This window comes from Dyella sp. OK584 (assembly GCF_057787755.1).
In genome coordinates this window covers 2,789,355-2,815,325 of record NZ_CM173542.1, presented here as the reverse complement: position 1 = coordinate 2,815,325, position 25,971 = coordinate 2,789,355, and the positions used below count along the sequence as shown (strand labels likewise).

The following is a 25,971-nucleotide window of genomic DNA, read 5'->3' as shown; positions in this document are numbered from 1 at the left end:
GATCACTGCATAAGCGGAAATTGCTCGACGATCTTCCATCGTCGCCTCTCGCTCACCAGTAGCGTCACTTCCTCACACCAGCAGTACACGGGGCCATAGTCAGCCAACCTTGCCTTGAGCTCGTTGGTGATCGCCTCTTTCTCGCCATCGCGGACACTGCGCGCCGTGGTGAGGTGTGGGACGTATTCGGGGAATGCGCCGCCGCCCTTTGGGCAATCAGGGAAAGCAGCTTCCAGCGCCGTTGCGAGGCTGACGATCTGCCGGGAGGGCTCGGGAGCCAACCAGACGACCGATGGAAACGTACTTACCTGGGCAAGTCGGAACATCGGCGCGGGTTGGCCGGCAACGACCTGACGCAAACGAGTCAACGTCGCTGGGGATAGCCAATCGCTTTCGAGAAAGGGGTAGATCAGGGTGATATGAGCACCCAGGTCACGCTTGGCTGCAGAGTCGTATTGCTCGCGGAAACTTCCGACTACCGGCTCGGCCTCAGGGACCATGAGAGCGAGCAAGGTGCGGCTCACGCCTGCCTTTCCATATAGCCAGCATCTGCGTATCTCTCATAGCCGCACAGCACAGAGTGCCGGCCCGGAAAACCGAGACCGGACCTGATTTTCTCTGGTCTTGATGGGGCCGACATCGGGAATAACGGTACTCCGCCCGCCATTTCGATCCAATTTAGCATTGAAATTCGCCCTGCGGCCTCGTGCCACAGCTGGCCTCGCGGGCCACGGAAAGCCACAATTCTTCAAGCCGTTGGCTACGTGCATGTTGTCCTTATGGTTGAAACAACGGCAGGGCCGGTCTTGCGTCATGGTCGGGTCGATATAACATGCATTTACCGTACACATTAAAGGCCAGCGCGATGCGTTTGAACGTATTCACTGATTACTGCTTGCGCACCCTTATGTATGTCGGGCTCAACGAATCGACGCTGACGACACGCAGTGACATCGCCGCTGCATACGACATTTCGGACAACCACTTGATGAAGGTGGTGAACTGGCTCAGCCGCCAGGGCTATATCGAAACCGTGCGAGGCAAAGGGGGCGGTATGCAGCTGGCCCGCGAGCCTCGTGCCATTTCCATTGGGGAACTTGTTCGCGCCAGCGAAGCTTCCATCCCCTTGGTGGAGTGCTTCGACGCATCCACTTCCTGCTGCCGCATCGCTCCCGTCTGCCGCTTGAAGGGAATCTTCGACGAGGCGATGGAGGCCATGTACAAGGTGCTGGACAGCTACACGCTGGCCGACCTTCTGTTCAAGCCGCGCCCACTCGCGGCCGTGCTGCAAATCGCCTAAACAGCCTCCTCCTTCCCTTGCCCCTCTCTGTGGGGCGCCTCTGAGAGATCGTTAAAAGATGGATATCGAATACATCTACCTTATAAGTTGTATTTTTCATACATATTATTAATAGCAAAATCTATCTTCACGCAGGAGAAAGCAGATGCAATCAACGCGGAAACTGTGGCGCTGGCTCGCCATCATGTTCTTTGCGTCCTTCGCCATCCTGGGATGGCTAGGGCGGGAGATCTATCTGGCAGCGCCGCCTATTCCTCAGCAGGTCGTCACGCCCGACGGCCGGGTGATCTTCACCGGCGAGCAGATCGAGCGAGGCAAGGAGGCGTGGCTGCAAGCCGGCGGCCAGCAGCTGGGAACTGTATGGGGCCACGGCAGCTATATCGCACCCGACTGGTCTGCTGACTGGTTGCATCGCGAAGCGCTCACGCTGCGCGATCTATGGGCTCAACAGCGCTATCACCAGTCGTTCGACGTGCTCGATGCGGAGGAGCAAGGGGCACTCAGCTCGCGCCTGAAGTCTGTCTTGCGTGGCAATACCTATGACGGCGCCACCGGCACTCTCACCGTGAGTGCCGATCGCGCCGCAGCGATTGAAGCAGTGGCTCGTCACTACGAGGGACTGTTCGGCAATGATCCGGCTCTGGACCAGCTTCGCGAGCAATACGCGATGATGCCCAGCTCGTTGACCAAGACGCAGGATTTAAAAGCCTTGCCGGCCTTCTTCTTCTGGTCGGCATGGGCTGCGGCAACGAATCGGCCAGGCGAAACCCATTTGTCGTACACCAGCAACTGGCCACACGAACCGCTGGTCGACAATGTGCCCAGCACGGCGAATGGCCTATGGTCCATTGCCAGCATCATCGGTCTGATTGCCTGCATTGCAGGCATGGTCTGGTATCACGTGACCCACCATGAAGAAACCGATCCCACGGCGCCCAAGGCGGACCCCCTGTTCGATCTAAAGCCTACGCCCTCGATGCGCGCCACGATGAAGTACTTTTACGTCGTGATCGGGCTCATGCTGTTACAGATTTCCATGGGTGTGATTACCGCCCACTATGCGGTGGAAGGCCAAAGCTTCTTCGGCATCCCATTGGCATCAATCCTGCCCTTCGTCGTCAGCAGAACGATCCATACCCAGCTAGCGGTGCTGTGGATTGCTACGGCATGGCTGGCTACCGGCCTGTACATCAGCCCGGCGCTCTCGGGACATGAACCGAAGTACCAACGACTCGGCGTCAACGTGTTGTTGGGTGCGCTGGTCTTCGTCGTGGTGGGGTCGTTGCTTTGCGGCTGGATTGGCACCATGCAAAAGCTTGGCTTCCATTACGCCTTCTGGCTCGGCAATCAGGGTCTTGCGTATACCAGCATGGGGCGCGTGTGGCAGATCCTGTTGTTTATCGGCCTGATGTTCTGGCTGCTGCTGATGGGACGTGCGCTATGGCCCGCGCTCATGCGTCCTTCGGAAAGTCGCGGCCTGATCGCCATGGTGTTTGTCGCCGCCACCTGTATTGGCCTGTTCTACGCAACCTCCCTGGTGTGGGGAGAGCACACGCACTACTCCATGATCGAGTACTGGCGCTGGTGGCTGGTGCATTTGTGGGTGGAGGGTTTCTTCGAGGTATTCGCTACCGCGGTCATCGCACTTATCTTCTCGCGCCTTGGCCTGATACGCGCAGCGACCGCCAACACGGCCATCGTGCTTGAGACCATCGTGTTCCTGTTTGGCGGCATTCTCGGCACCTTGCACCATCTCTACTTCACCGGAACACCTACCGCGGTGATTGCTTTCGGTGCGATGTTCTCGGCGCTCGAAGTGGTACCGCTGGCTCTCGTGGGCTTTGAGGGATATCGCAACTACCAACGCAGCAAGGCGGCGCCGTGGGTCGCTTCGTATAAGTGGACCATTCTGTGTTTCATCGCCGTGGGCTTCTGGAACACGGTGGGTGCGGGCCTGCTTGGCTTCACCATCAATCCCCCGATTTCGCTGTACTACGTGCAGGGCTTGAACCTGACGCCAGCGCACGGTCATGCCGCTCTCTTCGGCGTCTACGGCATGCTTGGTATCGGTCTGACGCTGTTCTGTTTGCGCGGACTTGCCCCACGGGGAAATTGGTCCGACCAGTGGCTGAAGCCGATGTTCTGGTTGCTCAATATCGGCTTGGCCATGATGGTGTTCCTCTCACTGGTTCCATCGGGCATCTATCAGGCCTGGACCAGCGTCGAGTACGGCTTGTGGTACGCGCGATCGCCGGAAGTCGTGCATTCCTCGCTCATGCAGGCGCTCGTGTGGCTACGGGTTCCTGGTGACATCGTATTCACGCTCGGCGTTCTTTGCCTGGCCACTTTCGCGATGAAACTGCTCAGCCAGCGCCGCGGGCGGCTGAGCCATCTGGCTGCCCAGCAAAACTAGTTTTGCATGAGGGCCAGTTCGGCGTTGACGTTGAACTGGCTCTCCCCATCTGGCGGTGGCAGGGCAATATCATCGAGCTTGGCCAACGGCACTTCAGCGGTATCGATCACCAGGCAGCGCGGGGGGAGCCTTTGTGCCGTACCCCCTTCTCAGATCACTCCCGTCTTCCCGCCATCCATCGGGATCATTGCGCCGGTGACATAGCTGGCAAGCGGTGACGCCAGGAACACTGCAACGTTGGCGATTTCCTCTGGCTCCGCCATGCGTCCCATCGGAATTTCCGCCAACTGTTCTGCAAGCACTTCATCGGTGGTCCGGCCACTCGCGCGCGATGCAGCGTCGAGTCCTTCCTGCACGCGACCGGTGCGAGTGATGCCGGGATTGATCGCGTTCACGCGCACACCTTTTGCTGCGTACGCGCTGGCGTAGCCAACCGATGCAAGCATCAATGCTGCATTGGCAGCGCCACCGCCGATATGCACGGGATTGGCCTGTTTGCCGCCCTGCCCCACTACGTTGACGATGCTGCCGTGGCCGCGTGCGGCCATGCGGCGGATCACCGGGTCGATGATGTGCATATAGGTGAAGTATTTCGCCTGCATCGCTGCGTGCATGGCTTCGGCATGCAAATCAGCGATGGGTGTGCGCTTGGCGGCGCCGGCGCAGTTGACCAGCACGTCAATGGGGCCGAAGTCGTTCTCGATGTACTCGACCACCATTTGCGCGGCCACGCTGTCGCGAAGATCCGCAGCGGCCACATCCATGTGCAGGCCTTCGCGTTGCATGTCGTGTTGTGCGGCATGCAGATGCGAGATATCTCGCGATACGCCCACCACCTTCGCGCCTTCGCGCGCAAACGCAAACGCGCATGCCAGGCCCATGCCCTTGCTTGCACCGGTGATGACGACGACACGTCCGGCCAAACCGACATCCATGGTTCGAATCCTTTCTCAGTGATGGCGACATTGAACCATGGCCGTCACCCACGCGACGTGAGGTGATGCCTGTCACCTGCGATGGCTGATGACCGCTTCTGCCCCGAAGGCAGCCGTGAGCGGAGCATGCCTGTCAGCTTTCGGGCCCAGGCCGCCCCGAACACTCGTTCAGCTTTATAGGCCATCAGTCATGTTGCGAATTTTCGCCTTAGCTATTGACGATTTCGATTGTGGTGTTATAGTTCACTACAACACCGGTTCACGAGATCACTAAAGGAGCCTCGTCATGAAAGCGAACAACCTACTAGCTCTGACCGCCGCCGCCCTGTTCACCACGGTTGGCCTGGCCGCCATCAACTCCAACGTCAAGAGTCTCCCTGTCGGTGAGATCAACGGCGTCAAGGTCATCACCCTGGCTCCGATCGATGTCCGCCCGACAGCCGAGGACATGCGCGCCGCTGCCCTGTATGCCGACGCCAGCGTCGCCACCCTGACGGTGTCTCCGCTGCTTCGCCCGGAAGCTGTCGCCAGCCATGGCGTGCTCGGGGCACAGCTGGCCATGCCCTACTATTCGTTTGGCACGCAGTTCGGCCGTATCAGCAAGGATTAACCGTATGACCATTACCTGGAACGACAGCGTCCCGATCTACCGCCAGCTACGCGAACGCGTTGTGGCGATGATCCTGGACGGCGCCTTGAACGAGGGCGACCCGCTGCCGTCAGTACGCCAGGTCGCTGCGGATTTTCAAATCAATCCGCTGACTGTCTCCAAGGCGTATCAGGAACTGGTCGACGATCAACTGGTGGAAAAAAGGAGGGGGTTGGGCATGTTCGTGATCGATGGAGCCAGGGATGCACTGCTCAAGTCCGAGCGCGAGCGCTTCCTGAGTGAAGAATGGCCCGCGCTCTTCGCCAGGCTGCAGCGTCTCGGGCTGGATCTGAAGACCCTGATGCGTGAAGTGCCGGATTCGACGGGGAGCCAGCCATGAACGCTGTTGTGACCGCCACCCGCCTGTCCAAGCACTACAAGAACACCATGGCGCTGGATGAGGTGAATTTCCGCATCGAGTCCGGTCGCATCGTGGGGCTGATTGGCCCCAACGGTGCGGGCAAGACCACGGCGCTGAAGGCCATCCTGGGCCTCACCGATTTCCAGGGTGAACTGAACGTGCTGGGCTTTGACCCGCGCACGCAGCGCGACCGCCTGATGGAACAGGTGTGTTTCATCGCCGATGTAGCGGTGCTGCCGCGCTGGATTCGGGTACGCGAAGCCGTCGACTTCGTCGCCAACGTGCACCCGCGATTCAACCGAGCCAAGTGCGAGGCCTTCCTGGCGCGCACCAAGCTCACGCCGGACCAGCGCGTAAAACAGATGTCCAAAGGCATGATCGTGCAGCTGCACCTGGCGCTGGTAATGGCCATTGACGCTCGCCTGCTGGTGCTGGACGAACCCACGCTCGGCCTGGACATCCTCTACCGCAAGCAGTTCTACCAGAGCCTGCTGGAGGACTATTTCGACGAGAACAAAACCATCATCGTCACCACGCATCAGGTGGAAGAGATCGAACACATCCTCACCGACCTGATGTTCATCCGCGACGGCAAGATCGTGCTGGATGCCGACATGGATGCCGTAGGCGAGCGTTTCGCCGAAGTGATGGTCAGTGCCGACAAGGCCGAAGCCGTACGCAACCTCAAACCACTGGACGAACGTCAGGTGTTCGGCAAGAGCATCTTCCTGTTCGACGGCGCCGACCGCGCCGTGCTCGAAGGCATGGGTGAGGTGCGACGACCCACCGTCAGCGACCTGTTCGTCGCCACCATGAAGGGAACCTACGCATGAAAACCTTCTACTGGCTGGTCAAACGCGAATTCTGGGAGCACCGCGGAGGCTTCCTGTGGGCACCGGTGATCACGGGTGTGATCTTTCTGGTACTCAACATCATGGCCATCATCACCGCTGAAGTGCTTGGCGCACGCCATGGCATGGAAATCGGCGGCAGCAATCTGCACATGATGATCGCCAAGGCCGATCAAGGCGACCTCGCGCAGATCGGCACGGGCCTGGACATTGCCATGATGTCCTCGATGGGACTGATCAGCATCGTCATGGGCATCGTGGTGCTGTTCTACTGCCTCGGCACGCTGTACGACGATCGCCGCGATCGCAGCATCCTGTTCTGGAAATCGCTGCCGGTGTCCAACACGAGCACGGTGCTGTCCAAGGTGGTGAGTGCCACAGTGGTGGCTCCGGTCATTGCGGTCGCCGTGGGCATTGTCATCGGCATCGTGCAGTTGGTGATGTTCGCACTGGTACTGTCGATGCACGGCGTCAATGCCTGGCACCTGCTTAGCCTGGCTCATCCGTTCCGCGCCATCGCCACGCTGATCAGCAGTATCCCGCTGTACACCTTGTGGGCCATTCCGTCGGTGGGCTGGTTGATGTTCTGCTCGGCCTGGGCACGCACCAAACCGTTCCTGTGGGCTGTGGCAGTGCCGGCGGTGTTGGGTCTGCTGGTGAGCTGGTTCGGCATCATGGGTCTGTTCAACCTGCCCACGGTGTGGTTCTGGAAGAACATCGTGCAGCGCGCACTGCTCAGCGTGTTCCCCGGCTCCAGCATCGTCTACAACGACAGCGCGCTGGAAGCCACCGCTGACCTCGGCGACAGCCACAATCCGCTGAGCCTGCTTTCGCCGATGCACACGTACACCTTGCTGGGTTCGGCAAACCTGTGGCTTGGCTTGCTGGCCGGTGCGCTGCTGATCGCCGGCGCCATCTGGTACCGCCGCGTTCGCGACGACAGCTGACCGTTCTTGCCCCGCCTGCACCTTCCGCATGGATGCGGAGTGCAGGTGGGGCATCTCTTTATTCGTGGGGTTGGAAGAGCGATATTCCGCAGGATCACCCTGCACAGCCCTTCCATTTCCAATCCGAGGAGTCCGCACCATGAACCGTCGTCATTTGCCCTGGCTACTCGCACTGGCTGCCCTGACAACCGCATGCAGCGGTGGCTCAGGGAGTGATGTACAGGTGTTCGGCGGCAACACGGACATCATCAACAGTCGGATCACCTTGCATGACGGCAGCGTCACCATCAAGGCTGCCGGCGTACCGGATGCCACCGTCGATGCAACTGGCCAGCTGAGCATCGATGGGCACGCCGTCGCGACGAATGACGCGCAGCGCGCCCTGCTGCAACGCTACAACGCATCCGCACAGACCATGCGTGCGGATGCCATCGCGACCGGCAAGGCCGGCCTGGCGACGGCGACGCAGGCCATGGGCGCCGCGGCCGGCAAGATCACCGGTGCGGAGAGCGCCGATGCGGTGAAGGAAAAGGCGCAAGCGGCGGCCGATAACGTGAAGCAGGCTGCAGCGAAAATCTGTAACGACCTGGCAGACATGAAGTCCGCGCAGGACGAGTTGGCTACGCAACTGGACGCGTTCAAGCCGTACGCCGGAGCCCTGTCCGATACGAACGTCGAGAAGTGCCGGAAAGACACCGCGCACTGAGTGCCATTCTGTAGGAGCGCACCCTGTGCGCGACCGCGCAGCCACGGTGCCATCGCTCCGTTGGCTGGTCGCGCACTGGGTGCGCTCCTACAGAAAGCCGACCATGCGGCTCAACCGCCCCCGCCACCACCGCCATGGATGCCGCCGCGTGTGAGTGTCATCGGGTCGAGCAGCTTCTGCAGCTCGGCCTTCGAGAGTCCTGTGGTTTCCAGCGCCACGTCGAGAATTGGCCGCTTTTCCTTGTATGCCTGTTTGGCGGTCGCCGCGCCCTTCTCGTAGCCAATCACCGGATTGAGCGCGGTGACAAGAATCGGATTCTTCGCCAGCGCTTCCTTCACCCGTGCGGTGTTGACCTTGAAGCCGGCGATGGCCTTGTCGGCCAACAGCATGCTGACATTGGAGAGAAGGCCAATGGATTGCAGCAGGTTGTGCGCGACCAGCGGCAGCATCACGTTGAGCTGGAAGTTGCCAGACTGCCCTGCGATGGTGATGGACGCATCATTGCCAATCACTTGAGCGGCCACCATCGCCGTCGCCTCGGGAATCACCGGATTCACCTTGCCCGGCATGATCGAAGAACCCGGCTGCAGCGCAGGCAGTTCGATCTCGCCCAGACCGGCAAGCGGCCCGGAGTTCATCCAACGCAGATCGTTGGCGATTTTCATCAGCGCGACCGCCAGCGTCTTGAGTTGGCCTGACAGTTCCACCGACGCATCCTGCGAGGCCATGCCTTCGAAGAAGTTTTGCGCGGATTCGAAACGCACACCGGTCAGCTTCTTCAGCTCACGCGCCACCGTGGCACCGAACTTCGGATCGGCATTGATGCCAGTGCCTACTGCCGTACCACCCAGCGGCAACCGATGCATGCGCTTGAGGCTGTCTTCGATGCGCTCGATGGCCGACCCGATCTGCGCGGCCCAGCCCGACAGCTCCTGCCCGAACGTGACCGGCATGGCATCCATGAGGTGCGTGCGCCCTGTCTTGGGTACGTTGCGCAACTCGCGTGCGCGACGCTCGATGGTGCGCTTGAGATGCCTGAGCGCTGGCAGCAACTGCTGGCCCGTGGTCAGCGCGGCACTGACCTGGATGGTGGTGGGAATCACGTCGTTGGAACTTTGGCCGTAGTTGACGTGATCGTTGGGGTGGATCTTGCCGCCGGTCCGGCTGGCCACGTGCGCGATCACCTCATTGGCATTCATGTTGGTGCTGGTGCCCGAGCCGGTCTGGAACACATCGATGGGGAACTGGTCGTCGTACGCACCTTCCGCCACGGCCAGCGCGGCCGTGCGGATGGCGTGCGCCTGGCCTTTCTTCAGGTATCCCAGCAGAAAATTGGCGTCAGCCGCGGCGGCCTTGACCAGCCCCAGCGCACGAATGAAAGCGCGCGGCATGTGCAGGCCGGAAATGGGGAAATTGTCCACGGCACGCTGGGTCTGGGCGCCGTACAGCGCCTTGGTTGGCACCTTGAGTTCGCCCATGCTGTCGTGCTCGATGCGGAACTGGCTCATGTCCGTGCGATTCCTGGCCTGAAAGATGGCCACGACTATAGGACCGCTTTCGTTAGCGCGCCGCCAAGGCGTGCCGGAACGGAGCCGAGGGCGCCTGTTGTAAAATGGCGGCTTTCCCGTCTCTGGAACGCCCCCGATGTCCTCCCATGCCCTGACCGCCCTGTCGCCGCTGGACGGCCGCTACGCCAGCAAGGTCGAAGCGTTGCGTCCGATCTTCAGCGAATTCGGACTGATGCACCGCCGCGTGCACGTGGAGATCGAGTGGCTGCTCGCGCTGGCTGCCGACAAGGGCATCGCGGAGCTTCCGCCGTTCTCGCCGGCGCAGGTGGAAAAGCTCAAGGGCATCTCGGCCGACTTCAGTGTCGACGACGGCGCGCGCATCAAGACCATCGAGGCCACCACCAACCACGACGTGAAGGCGGTGGAGTACTTCATCAAGGAACGCATCGGCAACGACGCGTCGCTGGCCCAGGCCAAGGAATTCGTGCATTTCGCCTGCACCAGCGAAGACATCAACAACCTCTCCTACGCGCTGATGTTGCGTGACGCGCGCGACCAGGTGCTGCTGCCGACCATCGACGGCATCATCGCTCAGTTGCGCACGCTGGCACATACGAATGCCGCGCTGCCGATGCTCTCGCGCACGCACGGCCAGACCGCTTCGCCGAGCACGCTGGGCAAGGAACTGGCCAATGTCGTCGCTCGCCTGGAGCGCCAGCGCAAGCAGCTCGCCGCGGTGGAGGTTCCGGGCAAGATCAATGGCGCCGTGGGCAACTACAACGCCCATGCCATCACCTTCCCGGAGCTGGACTGGCGCGCGTTTTCGCAGCGCTTCGTGGAAAGCCTGGGCCTCGACTACAACGCCTACACCACGCAGATCGAGCCGCATGACGGCGTGGCCGAGTACTGCGATGTCGTGCGTCGCGCCAACATCATCCTGATCGACCTGGCACGCGACATCTGGGGCTACATCTCGCTGGGCTACTTCAAGCAGTCGTTGAAGGCCGGCGAAGTAGGTTCATCCACCATGCCGCACAAGGTCAATCCGATCGACTTCGAGAATGCCGAAGGCAACTTCGGTCTCGCCAACGCCCTGCTCGGCCACTTCGCCGAGAAGCTGCCGATCAGCCGCTGGCAGCGCGACCTCACCGATTCCACCGTGCTGCGCGCCCTGGGCACCGCGTTCGGCCACTCGCTGGTAGCGCTGGAATCGCTGAAGAAAGGCCTTGGCAAGCTCACCGTGAATGCTGACCGCCTCGCGGCCGACCTCGATGCGAGCTGGGAAGTGCTGGCCGAAGCCGTGCAGACAGTGATGCGCCGCTATGGCCTGCCGGAGCCGTACGAGCAGTTGAAGGCGCTGACGCGCGGCCAGGGCATCACCAAGGATTCGATGCGCACTTTCATTACCGGCCTCGATCTGCCGGCCGACGCGAAGCAGCGACTACTGGATCTCACGCCGGGCGGCTATATCGGGTTGGCGGAGCCGTTGGCGCGAGATATCTGACGCCACGCCACTTCTCCCTTTCCCCTGTCGGGCGACCCGAAGGTAGTCCCCGTGGGAGAGAGGGCCGGGGTAGGGGCCAGTCTTGCGACGACGTTGGATCCAAGCTCGCTTTGTAGAAACCTTGCCGCGAGCACCCGCCCCTCACCTCAATCCTCTCCCCCATGGGGGAGAGGAAGTTAGAGCGTCATTCCGCGACTTGGATGTGAGGCTCAGGCCGCCTTGATCAGGCCTTCAACCTCCATCGCCGCCTGCACTTTCGGCCGCGCTGCCACGCGCTTCTGAAATGACAGCAGCGCCGGGAACTCCGAAAGATCGAGTTCCACATGCTTGGCCCAGTTGGTAACGGTGAACAGATAAGCATCAGCCACGGTGAAGTGGTCGCCTACCAGCCATGGATGCTGCGCGAGGTGCTGGTCGAGCAAGGCATAACGCTTGCGCAAATACTCCTTGCGTTCCTGCCGCGTCACATCCGGGGTTTCTGGCTTGAACAGCGGTGAATAGGTCTTGTGCAATTCGGAATTGATGTAACCCAGCATTTCCTGCAACTGGTAGCGCGCCACCGTGCCGTTCGCGGGCGCCAACTGGGTTTCCGGCTTCAGGTCGGCCAGGTACTGCACGATGGCCGGGCCTTCGGTCAGCAGCTCGCCGCTGTCGAGCACCAGCGCCGGCACATAGCCCTTGGGGTTGATCGTCCAGTAATCCTCGCTGCTCGCAGTGCGCTTGGCCTTGGTATCGACCTTCTCCAGTTCCAGCGCGATACCGGCTTCCTGCGCGACGATGTGTGGGGAAAGCGAACAGGCGCCAGCTGCGTAGTAGAGCTTCATGGTGTTTCTCCAGGCGTGGTGAGGGACAAACCTTCGATGCGACAGTCCAGTCGTGAAGGAGACGCCATGCTAGCCAGACCCGGTTACTGTTGGATACCACCTAACTCCCAGTTGCACCTAAAATCCGGTAACCGTCCGGTTACCGGATCTTCTCGATGCGAGACGCCATGGGCTTGCCTGTTCGCAAAAGCAAAGTCGCCCCACCGCCGACCTGCCCGTTGAGCGAAGTGCTGGGCTTGTTGCGCGGCGCGTGGGCGCCCAACGTCGTTTGGCTATTGAGCGGCGAGCCACGCCGCTTCGGCGAATTGCGGCACGACTTGCCGCGCATCTCGGCGCGCGTGCTGAGCGCTCGCTTGCGCGAACTGGAATCGCGCGGACTGGTGACGCGGCGAGTGCTGCATACCTCGCCTCCATCAGCGGAATATGCGTTGACGCCACTGGGGCGCGAACTGCTACCGGCTATCAATGCGCTCGCTTCGGTGGGACAGAAGCTGATTGCGGAGTGGGAGACGTACGGTCAGCGTACCGCCGCACGATGAGGCACTGGTCGCGCACAGGGTGCGCTCCTACAGAGTCGCGTTCTTTCTAGGAGCGCACCCTGTGCGCGACCAGCCTATTCGCGAAGCGATTTACTCCACCTCGTCGGAACCCTCATTGACGCCCTCGAACAGGAACGTCGACAAATAACGCTCGCCGGTATCGGGCAACATGGCGAGCAGCACCGAACCTTCCGGCGCATCCTTCGCCACCTGCAACGCCGCCGCCACCGTGGCGCCCGCCGAGATGCCCACGAAAATACCTTCCTTCTGGGCCAGATCGCGTGATGTATCGCGCGCCACCACATCGTCGACCGGCACGATCTGGTGCACCACGTCGCGATTGAGCACGGCGGGCACGAAGTCGGGAGTCCAGCCCTGGATCTTGTGCGGTTGCCACTCCTTTCCCGAAAGCAATGAGGCACCAGCCGGCTCGCTGGCGATCAGCTTCACTTCCGGACGCGCCACCCTCAGCACCTCGCCCACGCCGGTGAGCGTGCCGCCCGTGCCCCAACCGGTGACGAAATAATCCAGTCGCTTGCCGGCGAAATCGCGCAGGATTTCCGGTGCCGTCGTGTTGCGGTGATAGGCCGGGTTGGCCTCGTTTTCAAACTGCCTTGCCAGAAACCAGCCGTGCTTGTCCGCCAGCTCCTTGGCCTTGCGCACCATGCCGCTGCCGCGCTCGGCCGCCGGCGTCAGCAGCACTTTGCCGCCATAGGCGCGGATCAGCTTGCGTCGTTCGATCGAAAAGGTTTCCGACATCACCGCAACGAACGGATAGCCGCGCGCCGCACATACCGCTGCAAGCGCCACGCCTGTATTGCCGGACGTGGCCTCCACCACGGTCTGCCCCGGCTTGAGCACGCCGCGCTGTTCGGCATCGATGATGATCGCGTAAGCCAGGCGGTCCTTCACCGAGCCGGCCGGATTGAACGCCTCCACCTTGGCATACAGCGTCACGTGCTTCGGCGCGAGCCGATGGATGCGCACAATGGGCGTGTTGCCGATGGTGTCGAGAATGCTGTCGTAGATCATGGGATCACTCCGTGGCACGGCATGGATGGAAACGGTGTCGCGCACGATGGTGCGCCCGTTGGGGACAAGGTTGTGTCAAGCCGCCGCGACCTGGGGCAAGGTCTGGCGAGCGGAAGCCACGGCATCCAGCGGCGGACGTCCGAACCAGGCCAACGTCGTAGCCAGCGCCGCTACCTCACCAATGATCAGCAGGGCCGGCGAGCGCACTTCCTGGGCATGGGCGTGCTCGACGAGGTTATCCAGCGTGCCGGTAATCACCCGCTGCTCGGGCCGGGAGCCATTCTCGACTATGGCAAATGGCGTGCTTCCCGCGCGGCCGTGGGCGATTAGTCGATGTTGCAGCACCGGCAGCTCGCTGGTTCCCATATAGACGGCCAAGGTCTGCCGTTCCTGCGCCAATGCGGGCCAGTCGAGCGTGTCGATCGAGTTCTGGCAATGCGCCGTTACCAGTCGAACCGACTGAGCATGATCGCGATGGGTAAGGGGCACGCCGGCATACGCTGCGCATGCCAGCGCAGCGGTAATGCCCGGTACCACTTCGTAGGGAACACTGTGTTGCCGCAGGAATTCCAGCTCCTCGCCACCACGTCCGAACACGAACGGATCGCCTCCCTTCAACCGCACCACCCGCTTGCCAGCCGCAGCGTGCTGCAGCATCAGCGCGTGAATCTGTGATTGCGTGGTGTGATGGTTTCCCGCCTGCTTGGCCACTTCGATGCGCTCGGCATCACGACGCGCCAGCGCAAGCACCTCTGTGCTCACCAGTCGGTCGTACAGGATCACTTCGGCCTCGTTGAGCGCGCGCAATCCGCGCAACGTGAGCAAGCCAGGATCGCCGGGGCCGGCACCCAGCAGCACAACCGAACCGTTCGATGCCACGTCGGTGGATTCGAGCAACCGTTCCGTGACCGCTTCGGCCAATGCCCGCTGTCCACGCCGCAACAGGCTCTGTACGGGACCGCTCAGCAGGCGCTCGTAGAATCGTCGACGCAGGGTCAGAACAGGCAAGGACGCGCGAATGCGACCGCGCATTTCCGCCAGTAACGTAGCGAGCGGCCCAATGACCGGGTCGATCAGCACCTCCAGCCGCTCACGCAGCAACCGCGCCAGCATGGGCGCGTGCCCGCCGCTGGAAATGGCAATGGTGACGGGTGCGCGGTCGATGACCGCCGGCACGTGGAAGCTCGACCGCTCCGCATCGTCCACCACGTTGACGAGCAGCTGCCGGGTCTCGGCGAGCAACGCGATGCGGTCGTGCAGTCCAGCGTCATCCGTTGCGGCAATGACCAGCCACATGCCATCCAGCCAGCCATCCTCGAAATGCCCGGGGCGCCAATGAATGCGTCCTTCGTCCGCCCAGTTACGCAGGGTGGGAGTGAGGTCGGGCGCACCCACCGTGACCTGTGCGCCCGCTTCCAGCAAACCTGCCGCCTTGCGTTCGCCGACCACGCCGCCACCTATCACCAGTACCCGGCGGCCGGAAATGTCGGCAAACAGTGGATACAGCTTCATCGAACCGCAGGCTCCCAGGAAAAGAAAACGACATCGGTACGATCCAAGCTAGGCAAGCGCCAGCAGCGGCACAAATGATTTGTACCGTCGGCGATATGCCCAGCGGTTATAAGAACCCGCCAACTCGCCTTGATCACCAAGTATTGACGCGCCGCAGCAACAGATGTATAGACGTCTAATTCACGGCCACTGCTGAATGTCATTTCATGGGTAACCATCGCCAACTGCTGGGTACCGAACCGATGTCCTGTGCACGCAGAGTATCGGCGGGCAAGGTCATGCGATGTATCCGCCCTGCGACCACGAGCACCCAACCTCTCGATCGCTTGCGGAACTTGAACCATGACCTTGACTCAACTGCGTTACCTGGTCGCCATCGCTGACGCTGGCCTCAACATCACGCTGGCAGCCGAACGGGTGCATGCCACCCAACCAGGCCTCAGCAAGTTGCTGCGTCAACTCGAAGACGAACTCGGATTCCAGCTGTTCCACCGGAAAGGGCGCAGCCTGCATGCCATCACGCATGCCGGCTCCCATGTGCTTGAGCGGGCGCGGACCATCCTCGCCGAAGCCGCCAACATCCGTTCCATAGCGGCCAACCTGCGTAACGAGTCGCATGGCACGCTGCGCATCGTCACCACCCACACGCAGGCGCGCTTTGCCCTGCCCAGCGCGGTGGCTTCGCTCAGCCGCAGCTATCCTCAGGTCAGCGTGCATCTCCAACCGGTAAGCGACGCGGACGTGATCTCCCTGCTGGAGGGCGGCCAGGTCGACATGGCCATTGTCAGTACCGCCGCCGGCGCACCACCGCCCAGCGGCATCGCCCTGCCTGCCTATCGCTGGAGCCGTATCGTCGTTGTTCCGCATGACCATCCATTGGCCCGACAAAAGCAGCCGCCCGCGCTGCAGCAATTGGCGGCCCACCCGTTGATCAGCTACGACTCCTCACTCAAGCCCGAGTCCTCGCTCGCACGCGCTTTCCAAGCCGCCAACCTACACCCGCAAATCGCGATGACGGCCAGCGATGCCGACCTCATCAAGACTTATGTGCGCGAAGGCATGGGCATCGGCATCCTGGCAGAAATGGCGTTTCAGCCTGATCTTGATACAGACCTGCGAGAACTGGAGGCCGACCATCTGTTCGAGCCCTGCACGACCTGGATCGTGCTGCGGCGTGAAAGTGTGCTGCGCGAATACGCGCTGGATTTCATCAGCGTGTTTGCGCCGCATCTGGAACGTCGCGCGGTGAGTCGTGCGCTCGCCAATGGCAGTGCTGGCCTATCGCAATGGCCCGGCGTGCCACATTGGCGCGAGCGGCAGGTGCCGCACAAAGTTCTGGATCAGGTGGCCGAGGCGCGTTGAGCGCGTCGGGACGCTTTTACAGTTTTTTTGCTCGTCATCCTAGCGAGGCGCTTCTCAACAACCGAAGCGCTGGTCAAGCTGAGATCCAATGACGTTCCGAACTGCTAAAGACGCTGGATTTCAGCCTTCGCTGGAATGACGAGCTGGGGCCGCAAAGCCGCGTTATACCTGCAGCAATCCACGCTGTTGCAATAGCGACACGATGTGCCGTGCCAGCACTACCGGTTCCGCGGCATTGCCATCCACACGCAACTCAGGTTGCTGAGGTTCCTCATACGGATCACTGATACCAGTGAAATGAGTGATCACGCCAGCACGCGCTTGCGCATACAGGCCCTTGCGATCGCGCGCCTCGCAGACCTCCAGCGCCGTGGCCACATGAATCTCGATGAAGTCGCCGTGCGTCTCGACCAGCGCACGGGCTTCGGCGCGCGCGTCGGCATAAGGCGCGATCGGTGCGCACACGGCAACACCACCGTGACGAACGATTTCGCTGGCAACGTAGCCAATACGCGTCACATTGGCGTTGCGGTCCTCACGCGAAAAACCGAGCCCGCGTGACAGATGCTTGCGCACTTCATCGCCATCGAGCACGGTCACAGAGCGGCTGGTGCGTTCCAGCAGCTGTGCCACCACCGCTTGCGCAATGGTTGACTTGCCGGCGCCGGACAGCCCGGTGAAGAACAGCGCGAAACCACGCGTCGCCTGTACCGGGTGGCGCTCGCGGAGAATCTCCACGACCTCGGGGAACGAGAACCACGACGGGATCTCACTGCCCTCCTGCAAATGCTGGCGCAGCTGAGTGCCGGAGACGTCACGCACTTCGTCCTCCGGCAGAACTTCCGTCGACGGCAGATAGGTATCGCGGTTGGCGACATACACCATCGCCGGGAACGGCACGATGCGGATGCCAAGTTCGTCCTGATGACGCTCCAGCAAGTGCTGCGCATCGAACGGGCCGTAGAAGGGCTTGCCGCTGGCATCCTTGCCCGGACCGGCATGATCGCGACCGACGATGAAATGGCTGGCCCCATAGTTCTTGCGGATGATGGCGTGCCACAACGCCTCGCGCGGACCACCCATGCGCATGGCCAGCGGCAGCAGCGACAACCTGGCGCTGTTGATCGGGTACTGCGGCAGCAATGCCTGGTAGCAACGCACACGCGTGTAGTGGTCGATATCGCCGGGTTTGGTGCGCCCCACCGATGGCTGCACCAGCAACTTCGCGCCGACTTGTTGCGCGGCTCGCAAGGTGAGTTCGCGGTGAGCGCGATGCATGGGGTTGCGCGTCTGGAACGCGACGATGCGATGCCAACCGTTCGCGGCAAACCACGCACGCAGGCTGCGCGGCGTATCGCGCAACGCGGTGAAGTCATAGTGCGCCGGCTCCTGGATGCCGCGTACACGGCCACCCAGGTTGACCGGGCGATAACGCTCCAGCAATTCGGCCGCGCCGGGATGGGTACGGTCGGTGGTACCGAACACCTGGCGCGCTTCATGCTCGCGGTCGGGACGATAGATGTCCTCCACTTCCAGCACCGCCAGCGGCACGCCCTGCGAATCGCGCAATGCCACTTCGCTGCCAGGGGCAAGCCGCGCGGCGAACTCCTCGCTCACATCGAGCGTGATGGGAATCGGCCACAGCGTGCCATCTGCCAGACGCAGCTCATCGACCACGCGGTCGTAATCGCGCTTTCCCAGGAAACCTTCCAGCGGAGAAAAGGCTCCGCTCAGCAGCAGCTCAAGATCGCATAGCTGGCGCGTGTCCAGATCGATACCTGGCAAACCCGCGCTGCGCTGCTTCAACAGCGCGGCGTCGACGGGCGGCAGGTACAGCTCCTTCAGCTCACCGCCATGGGGGGCGATCAGCGTGGATTCTTCAAATGTCTCGAGTTCGGAAAGATCGGCTTCGGCAATGGCAATCTGGCTCATCGTGGGCTTCTTGTTTTATCGGGGCTGTGGCCAGCGCATGGCACTGGGGTGAGTCTGTGCGTTCGGGTCAGGCCAATCCGTGCAGGCCGCATTCGCGCTTGAGACCGAAAAAGCGCGAGGCATCTCTGTCCGTGCCCGGTTCCCAGCGATGCGTGGTATGCACATCGCCGATGGAGATGTATCCCTGGTCCCACAACGGGTGATAAGGCAGCCCATGACGGCGCAGGTACATGCCCACGTCGCGGTCGGTCCAGTCGGCGATGGGGTGAAACTTCCAGCGACCGTCGCGCCGCTCCGCATAGGGAATGGCCGCACGCGTTCGTGCCTGGCTGCGGCGCAGCCCGGCAAACCACGAGCCGGCGTGCAGCTCCTTCAGTGCCTGCTGCATCGGTTCCACCTTGCGCAGCTGGTTGTAACGGTCGATACCCGCCACGCCACGCTCCCACAGGCGACCTTCGCGTGCCTCCATCCAGGCTGCGCTTTCGGTAGCGCTGTAGATCTTGAGGTTCAGCGCCAGCCGATCGCGCAGCTCTTCGATGAAGTGATACGTCTCGGGAAACAGGTAACCGGTATCGATCAGCACCACGGGCAGATCAGGCCGCTGCCGCGTGAGCAGATGCAGCGACACCGCCGCCTGTGCGCCGAAGCTCGACGACAACACATGCGTGCCGGGCGCATAGGCCAGCGCCCATACCACACGCTGCTCCGCGCCTAGCGTGCCGAGCCACTGGTTCAATGCGTCCAGCGCTCTGGAGTCGTGCTGCGCGTCCTCGAGCAGTGCCTGCTTCACGCCGACACCTCCGCTGCCACGCGTGGCGAAACTGGTGCGATCACACGGGTGCGCACGAGGAAATCACCGAAGTACTCACCCTGCTTGCGCTCTGCGGCGTAACGCGCGAACAACGGCGACAACGCATCAAGGATCGCCGCCTCGTCCACGTTTTCCCGATAAATCCGGTTGAGCCGCTGCCCGCGAAAATCCGCGCCCAGGCGCAAGTCATAGCGGCCTGGCCCGCGTCCGACCAAAGCGATCTCTCCAAGGTACGGCCGCGAGCAACCGTTAGGGCAGCCGGATATGCGCAGCAAAATCGGCGCATCGGCAAGGCCATGCGACTCCAGCAAGGCTTCCAGCTTCGGCAACAGCGCGGGCAAGTAACGCTCGCTTTCGGCCATCGCCAGACCGCAGGTAGGCAACGCCACGCACGCCACGGCGTGACGACGGATGCCGCTGTGCGCGCGATAGCCGTCCAGTCCGTGCGACGCAACGATGGTGTCGATGCGTTCGCGCTGGTCCGCCGGCACGTTGGCCACGATCACGTTCTGATTGCAGGTGAGGCGAAAATCGCCCTGATGCACTTTTGCCAGTTCACGCAGGCCTGTAAGCCAGCGACGCTCACCGACATCGGCAAGGCGCCCGGACTCGATATGCAACGTCAGATGCCAGCGGCCATCGACGCCTTCGATCCAGCCGTAGCGGTCGCCGTTGTGATCGAACTGGCAGGCGCGCTCCGGCTGCAGCGCAAAGCCCAGTCGCGTTTCCAGCTCAGCCTTGAAAGCGTCCAGGCCACGATGATCGATGGTGTACTTCAGCCGCGCGTGCTTGCGCTCACTGCGGTTGCCCCAGTCGCGTTGCACGGCCACCACCGCCTCGGCAACTGGCAGCAACTGTTCCGGCGTGACAAAACCGATGACGCTGGCCAGGCGCGGATACGTCGTGGCGTCGCCTTGCGTCGCGCCCATGCCGCCGCCAACGGCCACATTGAAACCTTGCAGCGTGCCCTGCTCGACGATGGCAATCAGGCCCAGATCCTGCGCGAATACGTCGACGTCGTTCAAGGGCGGGATCGCAAGGCCGATCTTGAATTTGCGCGGCAAGTACGTGGTGCCGTACAGCGGTTCCTCATCCTTCGGCTCGTCGACAAGCGGTTCGCCATCGAGCCAGATCTCGTGATAGGCGCGCGTCTTCGGCGCCAGCTCTGTGGAAAGCAGCGTGGCCCAGTTGTAGGCCAGCGCATGTGCGGAAGACTCCACCGGATTGGGTGTGCTCACCACATTGCGAACCACGTCGCCGCAAGCGGCGATGGTGGTGGCCAGCGCATCGTGGATGGCGGCAATGGTCGCCTTCAGGTTGTGCTTGATGATGCCGTGCCACTGGAAGGTCTGCCGCGTTGTGATGCGCAGCGTGCCGTTGGCGTGTTCAGTCGCCAACTGGTCGAACACCAGCCATTGCGCGGGCGACACCACACCGGAGGGCAAGCGTGCGCGCAGCATGAACGCATAGGCCGGCTCCAGTTTCTGCTTGCGACGCTCTTCGCGCAGATCGCGATCGTCCTGCAGATAGCTGCCATGAAACTTCAGCAGCTTGTTGTCGTCATCGCTGATCGCATTGGTGACCGCATCGCGCAAACCCTCGGCAATGCCGCCGCGCAGGTAGCGGCTGTTTGCCTTGATGCGCTCGAAGTCGGAAAGCGCGGGCTTGGAAGGTGATGTCGTCATCTCAGTACACGTCGCGGGCGTAACGGCCCTGTTGCAGGAGACCGGACAGCCATTCCCTCGCCTGGTCCGGTGTTTGGCCGCCGTGCGTAACGGCGATATCGATCAGTGCGGCGTGCACGTCCTTCGCCATGTGATTGGCATCACCGCAGACATAGAGATGCGCACCATCCTGCAGCCAGTCATACAGTTCGCGCCCCTGCTCTCGCAGCCGTTGCTGCACGTAGACCTTGGATGCGCCATCGCGCGAGAACGCAAGATCCAGGCGATGCAGCGAACCGTCGCGCAAGGCTGCCTGCCACTCCATCTGGTAGAGGAATTCGCTGCTGAAATGGCGATTGCCGAAGAACAGCCAGTTGCGGCCGCTTGCGCCCGTTTCGCGGCGCTCCTGCACAAAGGCGCGAAACGGCGCCACGCCGGTGCCCGGGCCGATCATGATGATGTCGCGCGCATCGTCCTGTGGCAGGCGGAAGCGCTCGTTCGACTCGATGTAGATCGGCAGACGCTGCTCGTCGCCCGCCTGGGCAATGAACGAAGAGGCAGCGCCCCAGTGACGCTCGCCATGTGCGTTGTAGTCCACCACGGCCACGGTGAGATGCACTTCGTCGCCGACGGTCTTCTGGCTGGAGGCAATCGAGTACAAGCGCGGCATCAGCGGCCGCAGCGCTGCGACCAGTTCCTCCGCCGACCAAATGCCGGGATAGCGCCGCCACAGGTCGATCGGCTGATGCTCAGCCAGTAGCGTCGCGAGGGCAGCGGATTGGTCGGGCCGCAGAAGGCGCGCCAGATCCTCTTCGCCGCTGACATCCGCCAACGCCGCAATCAGCGGGCGGCTGAGCCGGGTAAGTTCGCGTTCGTCGGCCAACCATTGCTGCAACGGCAGGCTGCGACCGGCATGGTTCACCGCCTGCTCGCCATCGAGCCGCAGCACTGATAGCCATTGCGCGACCAGCGCTGCCGGGTTCCGCGGCCATAGGCCCAAGGAGTCACCCGGCTGATAGCTCAGGCCCGATCCCTCCAGCGAAAGCTCCACGTGCCGTACATCGCGCTCGGCATTGCGCGCCACGATGACCTGATTGTCCAGGATGGCCGCCGTGAAAGGACGCTCGCGCGAATACGCAACACGACTCGGCACGGCCTGCAGTGTGGCGACACGGGTGACCGGCTGGATGGTTCCCAACGCCTGTTTCGCCAGATCCAGCGCCTGCTCTGACCACGGCGTCGCCACCGCATCAACGTCGACGTCTGCTTCGCCCAGCGGTGCCAGACGCGATGCACCGAGTTCTGCCAGCCGCGCATCGAGTTGGCGACCTATCGCGCAGAACTGCGGATAGCTCGAATCGCCCAACCCAAGCACGGCATAGCGCAGGCCCGGCAGCTTGGGCGCACGCTTGCCGAGCACGAACTCGACCAGGCCGCGCGCGTCGTCCGGCGGCTCGGCGTCACCCTGAGTGCTGATCACCACGACCAGATGCGTTTCCTTCGCCAGCTCACGCTGGGGATAGGCATCGGCACGCAGCAATCGCACCGACAAGCCAGCCGCCTCGGCTTGCGCGCTCAACTGAGACGCCACGCGCTTGGCCTGGCCAGTCTGGCTGCCATAAAGAACCGTCAGTTGCTCGCCTGGCGCCTGTGCGGCCACCAGCGCCGTGGGCAGACCGCGCTGCAATCGCTCGGCCCTGCTCGCGCTCCATGCGGCGATCCAGTAAAGCTCGGCGGGACCCAGACCATCAGCCAGACGCTCCAGCGCGGACAGTCGATCACCTTCGACGGATGACAGGCGATTTTCAGTCGCAATGACGGCGTTCACATCAACTTCCTTTGGACGTCCATACTTCTGGCCACCCAAATTAGTCATGACGTCATGTCATGTGAAAGGACGTGTTGGCATATGCACATGTCCGCACGCTTATTTCCAATAAGGAGTACGCACCCCTTAAACTGGCCCTACCCACCCTCGTTCATGGCCCATGCTTACGGATTTCCTTACGTCCGCCGTCATCGGCGCGCTGGCCCAACTCGTCGATGGTGCGCTGGGCATGGCCTATGGCGTCACGTCGGCGGCGCTGCTGCTCACGCTGGGCATGCCGCCGGCATTGGCCAGCGCCAGCGTGCATTACGCGGAAACCTTCACCTGCGGCGCCTCGGGCATCAGCCACCTGCTGGCAGGCAACGTGTTGCGCAAGCTGTTCTGGGCGCTGGTTATCCCCGGTGCCATCGGCGCCACGCTAGGCGCTTACGTGGTCAGCCATGTGCCACCGACGTGGATGAAGCTGGCTCTCGCTCCCTACTTGATTGGCATGGGCCTGTTCCTGTTGTTCCGTCCACTCCGACGCCAACGGCTCCATGACGACACACCGCGCCAGACCCGCCCGTTGGGTCTGGTCGCCGGTTTCGCCGATGCGGTTGCCGGCGGCGGCTGGAGCGCGCTTACCGTCACCACCCTGGTGGCGCGCGGCGTCAGGCCCCGCATGGCCATCGGCACGGTGCATCTGGCGAAGTGCCTGGTCAGCGCTGTCGCCAGCATCAGTTTTTTCGTCCAGGTAGGTTTGCCGCACGGCGCCTCGGTGCTCGGTCTGATCGCCGGCGGCGTGGTGGCCGCGCCCGTCAGTGCGCTGCTGGCGCGCAAGATGCCGCCCCGTGCGGCCACTGTGCTTGCCGCGCTTGCCGTGCTGGCCATCGGCCTCAACAACGTGGCCAGGGGCTTGTTCACGCACTGACCGCGATCAACGGGCCGTCACACGGCGTTCGCTTAGAATGGGCGGATGACTACATCACGCCCCCTCCCCCTCGAAGTCCGCGGCACCGCCAAGCAGCCATTGGGCATGAGCCCGACGCAGTTCCTGCGCGATTACTGGCAGAAGCGCCCATTGCTGATTCGCCAGGCCTTTCCTGACTTCGTCTCGCCGATCGAACCGGACGACCTCGCCGGCCTGGCATTGGAAGAGTCGGCCCTGTCGCGCCTCATCATTCATGACGAAAAGCGTGACCGCTGGCAGGTGAAGACCGGCCCGCTGACCGAGAAAGATTTCGCCAGCACACCCGACAGCAACTGGACCCTGCTGGTGCAGGACGTGGACAAGTGGGATGCGGATGTCGCCGGCCTGCTTGAACACTTTACGTTCCTGCCGAGCTGGCGCCTGGACGACATCATGATTTCCTATGCCGAACCGGGCGGCGGCGTGGGTCCGCACGTGGACCAGTACGACGTGTTCTTGCTGCAGGGCATTGGGCAGCGCCACTGGGCGATCAATACCGATCCGGATGCTCCGAAGGATTTCCGCCTCGACGTTGAGCTCAAGCAGCTGCAGCACTTCGAGCCTACCAACGAATGGCTGCTGGAACCGGGCGACATGCTTTACCTGCCGCCGGGCGTGCCGCATGACGGCATCGCCTTCGGCGGCCCCTGCATGACCATCTCCGTGGGCATGCGCGCGCCGTCCCAGGCCGAGCTTACGGGCGACTTGGCCGACTTCCTGGCCGAGCGTCTGCCGGACGAGTTGCGCTACAGCGACGCTGACCTTGCACCCGCCAAGGCTGCCGGCGAGATCGACCGGGCTGCCATCGCACGTCTGAAACAGTCGCTGCCGTTCGCGGCTGGTCTCGACGAAGCCACTCTGATCGACTGGTTCGGTCGCTTCATCACGCGCTATCGCAGCGCTCAGCTGCCCGTGCCGCCGGAGAAAGCAGTGACCGAGGCGGCGCTGCTCAAGCAACTCGACGGTGGCGCGCAGCTGCTGCGTCATCCGTGGGCACGCATGGCCTGGGCGCGCACTAAGCGTGGTGCCACTTTGTTCGTCAACGGCCACGCCTACCCCGCTTCCGTCGAGCTGGCGGAACGCATTTGCCGCGAGCGCGAACTGAATCCCGGCAAGAAGGTGCCGGCCGCCGAAACAACCCTGCTGCTGACACTGGTCAACGAGGGGCATCTGGTCGTCCACAAACAGCGCCAGCGATGAAACTGCAGGACTTCCATGTCGAACATGCCGACTGGGCCCGCGCCAGCGAGCGCGAGGCTCTGCGTGCCATCCGGCTGGAAGTTTTCGTGCGGGAACAGGGCGTGCCCGAGTCGCTCGAATCGGACGATCTGGACCCGCTCTCGTTCCACCTGCTGGCCCGTGACGGCAGCGGCGAGCCGGTTGGCTGTGCCCGTCTGACGCCGCACGGCAAGATCGGCCGGGTAGCAGTGCGCCAGCCCTGGCGTGGCCAGGGTATCGGTGTCGGATTATTGCGAGCCCTGGTGGTCCGGGCGCGCGCGCAGGGTCGCGCGGACGTCGCACTGGACGCCCACTTCGCAGCGGTGGCGTTCTATGAGCGCGAAGGTTTCGTGGCGCACGGCGACACTTTCGAAGAAGCCGGCATCATCCATCAAACGATGCGTCTGGATCTCAGTTCCAGCACCGAGGGCAATGTCCCGGCATCCGGGCGCGACGCGATCGCCCTGCCCGCTGGCAGCCGCAGCGAGATCGCCGCCAGTCGCCTCCAGTTGCTAGCTGAAGCAAACCACCGGCTCTCCATTTACCAGCCCTACCTGACCGACGATATCTACACCAGCGCTTTGGAACTGGCCGAACTGCGCCGCATTGCCACCTCGGGACGTGGCGCCGAGATCCGCATCCTGCTGCACGATCCAGTCACCGCCCTGCGGGACAGCCACCGCCTCATCGCCCTCTCCCAACGCCTGCCCAGCGTGTTGCGCGTTCGCATACCGGTCGAGGAACTGGACTTGTCCTACACGTCCTCCTACCTGCTCACGGACCGGGGCGGCTATCTGTTCCAGCCCGACGCGCGACGAGCGGACGCTCGCGCCGCCTGCCGCGACCGCGCGTCCCAGGCGCCACTGATGCAGCACTTCAATGAAGTGTGGGAGCGATCCACACCCGCCACCGCGCTGCAGCCGCTCGATCTTTAGCCGGCGGCTGAACGGTCAGCTGCTCACCTGCCACGGTGCGGGTTCGTCACAATTCGCGCTTATCCAGGTACAAAACAGCGCTCTACGACGATGGTCGGTACCCCGGGACTCGAAATATCGCGCATCAACCCCATTTCCCATGGGCTTGTTGGGTTGCCGCGTCGCAGCAGCCCAAGGCTATAATTAACGGG

Annotated in this window: 23 protein-coding genes; 13 read left to right on the top strand and 10 right to left on the bottom strand. The window is 62.6% G+C overall.

Annotated elements, in window-relative coordinates:
• Window positions 1-2: 2 nt before the first annotated feature.
• Entirely contained in the window at window positions 3-524 is a 522-nt protein-coding gene (locus tag AC3CBN_RS12640; RefSeq protein ID WP_488633370.1) for a 2'-5' RNA ligase family protein, read from the bottom strand.
• Between the two features lie 371 nt (window positions 525-895).
• Here AC3CBN_RS12640 and AC3CBN_RS12635 point away from each other — a divergent pair, with 371 nt between their 5' ends.
• Both AC3CBN_RS12635 and AC3CBN_RS12630 read left to right on the top strand, forming a co-directional pair.
• Window positions 896-1,300, top strand: a complete 405-nt coding sequence (locus AC3CBN_RS12635) for an RrF2 family transcriptional regulator (RefSeq protein WP_488633369.1) — start codon at window positions 896-898, stop codon at window positions 1,298-1,300.
• 145 nt (window positions 1,301-1,445) lie between these two features.
• Window positions 1,446-3,713, top strand: coding sequence for a nitric-oxide reductase large subunit (locus AC3CBN_RS12630; protein ID WP_488633368.1), 2,268 nt, complete (start codon window positions 1,446-1,448; stop codon window positions 3,711-3,713).
• A gap of 149 nt (window positions 3,714-3,862) precedes the next feature.
• Here AC3CBN_RS12630 and AC3CBN_RS12625 read toward each other — a convergent pair whose 3' ends face one another.
• Window positions 3,863-4,648, bottom strand: a complete 786-nt coding sequence (locus AC3CBN_RS12625) for an SDR family oxidoreductase (RefSeq protein ID WP_488633367.1) — start codon at window positions 4,646-4,648, stop codon at window positions 3,863-3,865.
• A gap of 286 nt (window positions 4,649-4,934) precedes the next feature.
• On the opposite strand from AC3CBN_RS12625, the gene AC3CBN_RS12620 reads away from it, so the two are divergent.
• The 5 genes from AC3CBN_RS12620 (at window position 4,935) to AC3CBN_RS12600 (ending at window position 8,162) form a co-directional block, all read left to right on the top strand.
• Window positions 4,935-5,258, top strand: coding sequence for a hypothetical protein (locus AC3CBN_RS12620; protein ID WP_488633366.1), 324 nt, complete (start codon window positions 4,935-4,937; stop codon window positions 5,256-5,258).
• A 4-nt stretch (window positions 5,259-5,262) separates the two neighbouring features.
• On the top strand, window positions 5,263-5,637 hold the full coding sequence (locus tag AC3CBN_RS12615) for a GntR family transcriptional regulator (protein WP_488633365.1): 375 nt from the start codon (window positions 5,263-5,265) through the stop codon (window positions 5,635-5,637).
• Window positions 5,634-6,491, top strand: a complete 858-nt coding sequence (locus AC3CBN_RS12610; protein WP_488633364.1) for an ABC transporter ATP-binding protein — start codon at window positions 5,634-5,636, stop codon at window positions 6,489-6,491. The genes AC3CBN_RS12615 and AC3CBN_RS12610 overlap by 4 nt, the downstream gene beginning before the upstream one ends.
• Window positions 6,488-7,456, top strand: a complete 969-nt coding sequence (locus AC3CBN_RS12605) for a hypothetical protein (protein ID WP_488633363.1) — start codon at window positions 6,488-6,490, stop codon at window positions 7,454-7,456. The genes AC3CBN_RS12610 and AC3CBN_RS12605 overlap by 4 nt, the downstream gene beginning before the upstream one ends.
• A 139-nt stretch (window positions 7,457-7,595) precedes the next feature.
• Complete coding sequence (locus tag AC3CBN_RS12600) at window positions 7,596-8,162, top strand: DUF2884 family protein (RefSeq protein ID WP_488633362.1); 567 nt, start codon at window positions 7,596-7,598, stop codon at window positions 8,160-8,162.
• Between the two features lie 110 nt (window positions 8,163-8,272).
• Here the strand turns inward: AC3CBN_RS12600 and AC3CBN_RS12595 are convergent, their stop codons facing one another.
• Window positions 8,273-9,670 (bottom strand): class II fumarate hydratase, encoded by a 1,398-nt coding sequence (locus tag AC3CBN_RS12595; protein ID WP_488633361.1) that lies wholly within the window; start codon window positions 9,668-9,670, stop codon window positions 8,273-8,275.
• Window positions 9,671-9,806: 136 nt separating this feature from the next.
• Between AC3CBN_RS12595 and purB the strand changes: the two genes are divergently transcribed.
• Window positions 9,807-11,174, top strand: coding sequence for an adenylosuccinate lyase (gene purB / locus AC3CBN_RS12590; RefSeq protein WP_488633360.1), 1,368 nt, complete (start codon window positions 9,807-9,809; stop codon window positions 11,172-11,174).
• A gap of 209 nt (window positions 11,175-11,383) precedes the next feature.
• On the opposite strand, the gene gstA is transcribed toward purB, so the two are convergent.
• Window positions 11,384-11,998 (bottom strand): glutathione transferase GstA, encoded by a 615-nt coding sequence (gene gstA / locus AC3CBN_RS12585; protein WP_488633359.1) that lies wholly within the window; start codon window positions 11,996-11,998, stop codon window positions 11,384-11,386.
• Between the two features lie 167 nt (window positions 11,999-12,165).
• On the opposite strand from gstA, the gene AC3CBN_RS12580 reads away from it, so the two are divergent.
• Entirely contained in the window at window positions 12,166-12,537 is a 372-nt protein-coding gene (locus AC3CBN_RS12580; protein WP_488636726.1) for a winged helix-turn-helix transcriptional regulator, read from the top strand.
• Between the two features lie 90 nt (window positions 12,538-12,627).
• On the opposite strand, the gene cysK is transcribed toward AC3CBN_RS12580, so the two are convergent.
• Both cysK and cysG read right to left on the bottom strand, forming a co-directional pair.
• Window positions 12,628-13,569, bottom strand: coding sequence for a cysteine synthase A (gene cysK, locus AC3CBN_RS12575; protein WP_488633358.1), 942 nt, complete (start codon window positions 13,567-13,569; stop codon window positions 12,628-12,630).
• Window positions 13,570-13,644: 75 nt separating this feature from the next.
• Window positions 13,645-15,081: a siroheme synthase CysG gene (cysG, locus tag AC3CBN_RS12570; RefSeq protein ID WP_488633357.1), complete on the bottom strand. Its 1,437-nt coding sequence runs from the start codon at window positions 15,079-15,081 to the stop codon at window positions 13,645-13,647.
• A 342-nt stretch (window positions 15,082-15,423) separates the two neighbouring features.
• Here cysG and AC3CBN_RS12565 point away from each other — a divergent pair, with 342 nt between their 5' ends.
• Window positions 15,424-16,443: a LysR substrate-binding domain-containing protein gene (locus AC3CBN_RS12565; protein WP_488633356.1), complete on the top strand. Its 1,020-nt coding sequence runs from the start codon at window positions 15,424-15,426 to the stop codon at window positions 16,441-16,443.
• Between the two features lie 162 nt (window positions 16,444-16,605).
• On the opposite strand, the gene AC3CBN_RS12560 is transcribed toward AC3CBN_RS12565, so the two are convergent.
• The 4 genes from AC3CBN_RS12560 to AC3CBN_RS12545 all read right to left on the bottom strand — a co-directional run bounded on the left by AC3CBN_RS12560 (window position 16,606) and on the right by AC3CBN_RS12545 (window position 22,678).
• Window positions 16,606-18,375 (bottom strand): bifunctional sulfate adenylyltransferase/adenylylsulfate kinase, encoded by a 1,770-nt coding sequence (locus AC3CBN_RS12560; protein ID WP_488633355.1) that lies wholly within the window; start codon window positions 18,373-18,375, stop codon window positions 16,606-16,608.
• A 67-nt stretch (window positions 18,376-18,442) separates the two neighbouring features.
• Complete coding sequence (locus AC3CBN_RS12555; protein ID WP_488633354.1) at window positions 18,443-19,165, bottom strand: phosphoadenylyl-sulfate reductase; 723 nt, start codon at window positions 19,163-19,165, stop codon at window positions 18,443-18,445.
• A complete protein-coding gene (gene cysI / locus AC3CBN_RS12550; RefSeq protein WP_488633353.1) occupies window positions 19,162-20,871 on the bottom strand; it encodes an assimilatory sulfite reductase (NADPH) hemoprotein subunit in 1,710 nt (569 codons plus the stop codon). The genes AC3CBN_RS12555 and cysI overlap by 4 nt, the downstream gene beginning before the upstream one ends.
• 1 nt (window position 20,872) lies before the next feature.
• Complete coding sequence (locus AC3CBN_RS12545) at window positions 20,873-22,678, bottom strand: assimilatory sulfite reductase (NADPH) flavoprotein subunit (RefSeq protein WP_488633352.1); 1,806 nt, start codon at window positions 22,676-22,678, stop codon at window positions 20,873-20,875.
• Window positions 22,679-22,838: 160 nt separating this feature from the next.
• Between AC3CBN_RS12545 and AC3CBN_RS12540 the strand changes: the two genes are divergently transcribed.
• The 3 genes from AC3CBN_RS12540 to AC3CBN_RS12530 are packed head-to-tail and all read left to right on the top strand — an operon-like array spanning window position 22,839 to window position 25,780.
• Window positions 22,839-23,588, top strand: a complete 750-nt coding sequence (locus AC3CBN_RS12540; RefSeq protein ID WP_488633351.1) for a sulfite exporter TauE/SafE family protein — start codon at window positions 22,839-22,841, stop codon at window positions 23,586-23,588.
• A 45-nt stretch (window positions 23,589-23,633) separates the two neighbouring features.
• Complete coding sequence (locus AC3CBN_RS12535; protein ID WP_488633350.1) at window positions 23,634-24,827, top strand: JmjC domain-containing protein; 1,194 nt, start codon at window positions 23,634-23,636, stop codon at window positions 24,825-24,827.
• Window positions 24,824-25,780 (top strand): GNAT family N-acetyltransferase, encoded by a 957-nt coding sequence (locus AC3CBN_RS12530; protein ID WP_488633349.1) that lies wholly within the window; start codon window positions 24,824-24,826, stop codon window positions 25,778-25,780. The genes AC3CBN_RS12535 and AC3CBN_RS12530 overlap by 4 nt, the downstream gene beginning before the upstream one ends.
• Window positions 25,781-25,971: the final 191 nt, after the last annotated feature.